Below are 4,603 nucleotides of genomic sequence, written 5' to 3'. Positions count from 1 at the left end.
CTCCGGCAGGGTTGCTGAGCATTTCAGCCGCAATGGACTGGTAAAAGTCCTGGATTTTGAAATGAACGCCGAAGGCTACATCGGCATTTGCTGGCGCGATGAACCCTACGTGGACACCACAATCCTGGATTTTCGCGAATGCTTGATTAAAGCCTCTAACCTGTAGTGTCTTGAAATTGCAGATCAGCGTGACGTTCATGAAGGCATAAGCGCCGGTTGGCGCACAGATCAACGCCTGACCAAGCGTGGGCTAAAGTGAAGGAGGTCGATTTCTTTCAGCCCTCTGTTGCCCGCACTTCGGGTGGTTCGGCGCGCCGATGCTGGAGGCTTTCATGAATTTCGATCACTTTTGCACGGAGATCACATGCCTGACTCTCAACAAATTCTGTTCGGCGCCAGCCTTGATGGGCAACCCATTGGCCAAGCGCTACGGCTGACAAATCGTCATGGCTTGATCGCCGGGGCCACGGGGACCGGCAAAACCGTGACCCTTCAGCGTCTGGCCGAAGCCTTCAGCGATGCAGGCGTGGCCGTTTTCGCCGCTGATATCAAGGGTGACCTGTGCGGGCTAGGTGCCGCCGGCAACCCCCAAGGTAAAATCGCCGAACGCATTGCCAGCATGCCGTGGCTCAATCATCGCCCCCAAGGCTATCCCGTTACCCTGTGGGATGTGCACGGCCAATCCGGTCATCCATTACGCACCACGTTGTCGGAAATGGGCCCGCTGCTGCTAGGCAGTTTGTTGGAACTGACCGACAGCCAGCAATCGACGTTGTACGCAGCGTTCAAGGTGGCGGATCGAGAGGGTTTGTTGCTGCTGGACATCAAAGACATCAAGGCCCTGCTCAATCACCTTCGCGAACACCCGCAATTGCTGGGCGAAGACAGCGCGCTGATGACGACCGGATCTAGCCAGGCATTGCTTAGGCGTTTGGCAGTGCTGGAGCAACAAGGTGCCGAGGCATTGTTTGGCGAACCTGCTCTGCAGCTTCAAGACATTCTGCAACTTGATAGTGATGGCCGGGGGCGTATCCACCTGCTGGATGCCAGTCGCCTCGTGCATGAAGCGCCCAAGGTTTACGCCACTTTCCTGTTGTGGTTGCTGGCGGAACTGTTTGAGCAATTGCCTGAGCGTGGCGATGCTGACAAGCCGCTGCTGGCGCTGTTCTTTGACGAGGCGCATCTGCTGTTTGCTGGCACACCGAAGGCGCTGCAAGAGCGTCTTGAACAGGTCGTTCGGCTGATTCGTTCCAAGGGCGTTGGCGTGTATTTCGTCACTCAATCACCAAGCGATTTGCCGGACAACATCCTCGCGCAGTTGGGCTTGCGCATCCAGCACGGCCTACGAGCGTTCACCAGTAAAGAGCAGCGCTCCCTGCGTGCCGTGGCGGATGGCTTTCGCCCCAATCCAGAGTTCGACACGCTGGCAGTGCTGACGCAATTGGGCACGGGTGAGGCACTGGTGGGCACACTGCAGGACAACGGGACACCGGAAATGGTCAGGCGAGTATTGATCGCCCCTCCACAATCGCGGATTGGGCCTTTGAGCGAAGCCGAGCGTGCGGTTTTGATTGCCCAATCCCCTTTGGCTGGGCGCTATGACAAGCCCATAGACCGGGAGTCCGCGTATGAAATGCTGTTGGCGCGCAAGGTCGCGGCTCCGGACCAAACCGATGCGCCGGCAAAGGAAGCGTCGGGTGGCGGATTTGCCGACATGGCGGGAGGTTTTTTGGGTGGCCTGGCGGGGCAAGCGATGAAAAACGCGATGCGTACCGCAGCCAATCAGATCGGGAGGGAGTTGGTACGCGGTTTGATGGGGTCGTTATTGGGTGGGGGCAAAAAAAAGAAGTAAGGCTGACAGAGGCAAGGACCGCAGAATCATTTAGAAACTCAAATCCTGAAGCCGTCGCCCGGCAGATGCGGGATAAAGTCCGGTAACAATTATTCTGGACTGCTGTTCTACCGATCCCGCTGGGCAGCTTTAACGAAGGGAATCGACGATGGAACATAACCTTTCTCTGATCACCACACTGGCCGCAGGCTTTGGCGTCGCCCTGTTCCTTGGCTTCCTGGCCGAGAAAATCAAGATCACCGCGTTGGTCGGTTACTTGGCGGCGGGGATCATTATCGGCCCTGGGACACCAGGCTTCGTGGCCGATGTGCATCTGGCCTCACAACTCGCCGAGATTGGCGTCATGTTGCTGATGTTTGGCGTCGGCCTGCACTTCTCGTTCAAAGACTTGTTGGCGGTCAAACGAATCGCCATCCCTGGCGCCGTTGTGCAAATGGGCTTGGCCACCGTGCTGGGCATGCTGGCGGCCTGGTGGTGGGGGTGGAGCCTGGGCAGCGCGCTGGTTTTCGGCTTATCCCTGTCCTGCGCCAGTACGGTGGTGCTGTTAAAGGCCCTCGAAACACAGGGCGTGCTGGAAAGCATGAACGGGCGAATTGCGGTGGGCTGGCTGGTGGTTGAGGATCTGGCCACCGTCTTGGTCTTGGTGCTCCTGCCACCGTTGGCGGGCATGCTAGGTGGGTCAATAGTGCCCGACATGGCCTCCTCCAAACCGCTGTGGATCACCATTGGGCAGACATTATTGGAAGTCGTGGCCTTCATCGCGCTGATGATGGTAGCCGGACGTCGGATTTTGCCTTGGCTGCTGTGGCAGATAGCCCGCACCGGATCACGCGAGTTATTTACCCTGGCGGTGATTGCCGCCCCCATCGGCATTGCCTATGGAGCGGCTGAATTGTTCGGTGTCTCGTTCGCCCTGGGCGCGTTCTTTGCTGGCATGGTGATGCGAGAGTCTGAGTTCAGCCACCGCGCAGCCAATGAATCGCTGCCGCTGCGTGACGCTTTTTCGGTGCTGTTCTTTGTCTCGGTGGGCATGCTGTTCGAGCCCGCGATTCTATTAGAACAGCCTTGGCGTGTGCTGGGTGTGGTCGCGATCATTGTCTTCGGAAAATCCATTGCGGCTTTCGCGCTGGTGCTGGTGTTTCGCTACCCGCTAAACACCGCGTTGACTGTTTCCGCTAGCCTGGCGCAGATCGGTGAATTCTCCTTCATTTTGGCGGGATTGGGACTGTCACTGGGATTGCTCCCCTCCGAAGGCATGAGCCTGGTGCTGGCGGGCGCGCTGATCTCCATTACCCTCAACCCAATGTTGTTCTCCGCCATTGGCCCGATACGTCGCTGGATCCTTGGACGATCGAAACTCGCGCGCCGTCTGGAGCAGCGCGGGGATCCCTTTGCCGAATTACCCATGAGCACCGAGAGCAAGTACCTGGAGGGACAAGTTGTATTGGTAGGCTATGGCCGGATCGGCAGGCGTATCGCCACGTCATTGGAGGCGCGAGGCATTCCTTATGTTGTCGCGGACCAAAACCGCGAACTAGTAGAAGACCTTCGCGGCAAAGGCGTGGCAGCGGTGTCAGGCAACGCAGCTGATCCTTCTGTGCTGATTCAGGCGCATATAGCCAAAGCCTCGATGCTGGTGGTTGCAACGTTGGATCCATTGATCGTGCGGCAAATGACCGACACGGCGCGCACCCTGAATCCGGGTATCGAGATTGTGCTGCGAACGCACAGCGAAGAAGAGGCGACGATGTTGCGTAATGACGGAATCGGAACGGTGTTCTATGCCGAGGAAGAGCTGGCGAATGGCCTCACGCGGCATGTGCTGGAACGCTTTGCACCTGAGCACAAAGCATAGGCAGCCCATTACCGACCCAAGCTTGATTCAGCCTAAAAATCATCCTGCACCTTACCGTTTTTAACCTTGAATTCCCGGCTCTGTAGGTAGGCGTTACGGATAAACGTATATTTGTCCCCGGTGATCAGTTTCTCGCTGGACAGCAAGCTGGCGCGGGTATCTACAATATCCAAAGCAAAAGCGCTGTTGCGCACAGGAATGTCGTTTACATAACGGTACGGTGATGCATACGTGTCCGGATATTTGGCTATCCCATCGCGCACGGTACTAGGGCCCAAGAACGGCAACATCACATAAGGGCCGGTGGGCACTCCCCAATGACCGAGGGTAAGGCCGAAATCCTCGTCGTTACGCTGCAGACCCATTCTGGTACCGACGTCGAAGAACCCGACCACACCCAGCGTGGTGTTCAATAACAAACGCGCCGTATCGACACCTGCAGCGTGAGCTTTACCTTGCAGCACGTCGTTGGCCAAATTACCGACGTCGCCGACGTTCCTGAAAAAATTATGAATGCCATCTTCCAGAAACTGCGGCGTGATGAACTGATAGCCCTGCGCCAGTGGCTTCAGCGCATAGGTATCCAGGGTGTCGTTAAAGCGATAAATGACTCGATTGGCGCCCTCCCACGGATCTTCATCAGCGGCTTGAGCCACAAAAGACATTAGGGCGGCGCTGGTTATGAAACACACCTTAGCCAAACAACTCATGACGTCTCTACCTGTTAGGGGCATCGCTGAAACTCCTGGTGAGATCACGCTGGGACCGGCCTGGGAAGCCTATACAACAAGGCTGGAAGAAAGACGAACGTCGAAAGCAAAACAGCAAACAGACTGAGCAGCAACACAGTCCCCATGCTCGCTGTACCCGGATGGCGGGCGATGGCCAGGCTGCCG

3 protein-coding genes are annotated in these 4,603 nt (G+C 57.1%); 2 read left to right on the top strand and 1 reads right to left on the bottom strand.

Annotation, left to right across the window (positions count from 1 at the left end):
- The first annotated feature begins 364 nt into the window (after positions 1 to 364).
- Entirely contained in the window at positions 365 to 1,852 is a 1,488-nt protein-coding gene (locus M0974_RS26480) for a helicase HerA-like domain-containing protein (protein ID WP_297844106.1), read from the top strand.
- 148 nt (positions 1,853 to 2,000) lie between these two features.
- Complete coding sequence (ybaL, locus tag M0974_RS26475) at positions 2,001 to 3,707, top strand: YbaL family putative K(+) efflux transporter (RefSeq protein ID WP_297844104.1); 1,707 nt, start codon at positions 2,001 to 2,003, stop codon at positions 3,705 to 3,707.
- 32 nt (positions 3,708 to 3,739) lie between these two features.
- Here ybaL and M0974_RS26470 read toward each other — a convergent pair whose 3' ends face one another.
- On the bottom strand, positions 3,740 to 4,417 hold the full coding sequence (locus tag M0974_RS26470; protein ID WP_297844101.1) for a VacJ family lipoprotein: 678 nt from the start codon (positions 4,415 to 4,417) through the stop codon (positions 3,740 to 3,742).
- Between the last annotated feature and the right edge of the window lie 186 nt (positions 4,418 to 4,603).

The organism is Pseudomonas sp. (genome assembly GCF_026224925.1).
Classification (GTDB): domain Bacteria; phylum Pseudomonadota; class Gammaproteobacteria; order Pseudomonadales; family Pseudomonadaceae; genus Aquipseudomonas.
Note: the sequence above shows the minus strand (reverse complement) of the source record. Positions and strands in the feature narration are given on the sequence as shown.